A 1,404-nucleotide genomic window follows, 5' to 3' on the forward strand; every position below is an offset into this window, starting at 1 on the left:
CGGTGTGTGGCGGTAGTTGAGGACGGTGGTGAAGAGGGGGGTGTTGGGGGGGAGGGGGCTGGCTTGTTGGGCGTGGGCGAGGGGGGTGTGTTCGTGTTCGAGGAGGGTGGCGAGGTGGTGGTGGGTGGTGGTGAGGGCGGTGAGGGCGGTGTGGTGGTGGGTGTTGATGCGGATGGGGAGGGTGTTGATGTGGAGGCCGGGGGTGTTGTGGGGGGTGGTGGTGGTGTGTCGGCCGAGGAGGATGGTGCCGAAGACGGTGTCGGGGTGGTTGGTGAGGTGGGTGAGGGTGTGGGCGTAGGCGAGGTGGAGGAGGGTGGCGGGGGTGGTGTTGTGTCGGCGGGTGGTGGTGTGGAGGCGGGTGGTGAGTTGGGGGGTGAGGGTGTGGTGGGTTTCGCGGATGGTGGTGGGGTCGGTGGTGGTGAGGTTGTAGGGGGTGGTGGGTTGGGTGAGGCCGGCCAACTGGGTGGCGAAGTAGTCGTGGTGGTGGGTGGTGGTGTTGGTGGTGAGGGTGTGGGCGACGAAGTCGCGGTAGGGCTGGGTGGGGGGGAGGTGGTGGTGGTTGCCGGTGAGGTGGGCGCGGATTTCGTTGAGGAGGATGGTGCGGGTGTTGTGGTCTTGGATGAGGTGGTGGATGTGGAGGGCGAGGAGCCAGTGGCCTGGGTGGTGGGGGTCGGGTGCGGTGGTGGCGCGGATGAGGGGTGCTTGGTGGAGGGGGAGGGGGGTGTTGCAGGTGGCGAGGAGTGCTGCGGTGGGGTCGGTGGTGTGGGGGTCGAGGGTGGTGTGGTGGGGGGTGAGGGTGGCGTGGTGGTGGACGACCTGGACGGGGTGGGTGAGGTTTTGCCAGTGGATGGCGGTGCGCAGGGTGTCGTGGCGGGTGATGACGGCGTTGAGTGCGGTGAGGAAGGTGTCGAGGCGTTCGCGGCTGTCGAGGCGTAGGACGGCGGGGAGGAGGTAGGTGTCGTTGTCGTCTTGGAGGTGGTGGAAGAGGAGGCCTTCTTGGAGGGGGGTGAGGGGGTAGATGTCGGCGATGGTGGGGGTGCCGCCGGGGGTGTGGTGGGTGATGTGGTCGAGGTCGGTTTGGGTGAGGTGGGCGAGGGGGGTCATGTCGGGGGTGATGCGGGTGGTGCCTGGGGGGATGTGGGTGGGCGGCACGCTGGTGGTGCTTTGGGGGGTGGTGGTGTGGGTGGTGGCGAGGGTGGCGGGGGTGGGGGTGAGGAAGAGGGTGCGGATGTCGGTGGGGATGCCGTTGGTGGTGAGGTGGTTGATGAGGGTGAGGGCGAGGAGGGAGTGGCCGCCGAGTTCGAAGAAGTTGTCGTCGGGGTTGACGGTGTCGAGTCCGAGGACGTGGGCGAAGGCGGTGCAGATGGTGGCTTCGCGTTCGTTGGCGGGGGCGCGGCCGGTGGT

At 68.2% G+C, this 1,404-nt stretch carries 1 protein-coding gene; it reads right to left on the reverse strand.

The features are described from left to right. The coding region (locus tag ACZ51D_RS43660) for a condensation domain-containing protein (protein ID WP_465665889.1) at positions 1 to 1,404 on the reverse strand (1,404 nt) is incomplete at both ends.

The sequence above is a fragment of the Kitasatospora sp. NPDC033851 genome (assembly GCF_055576085.1).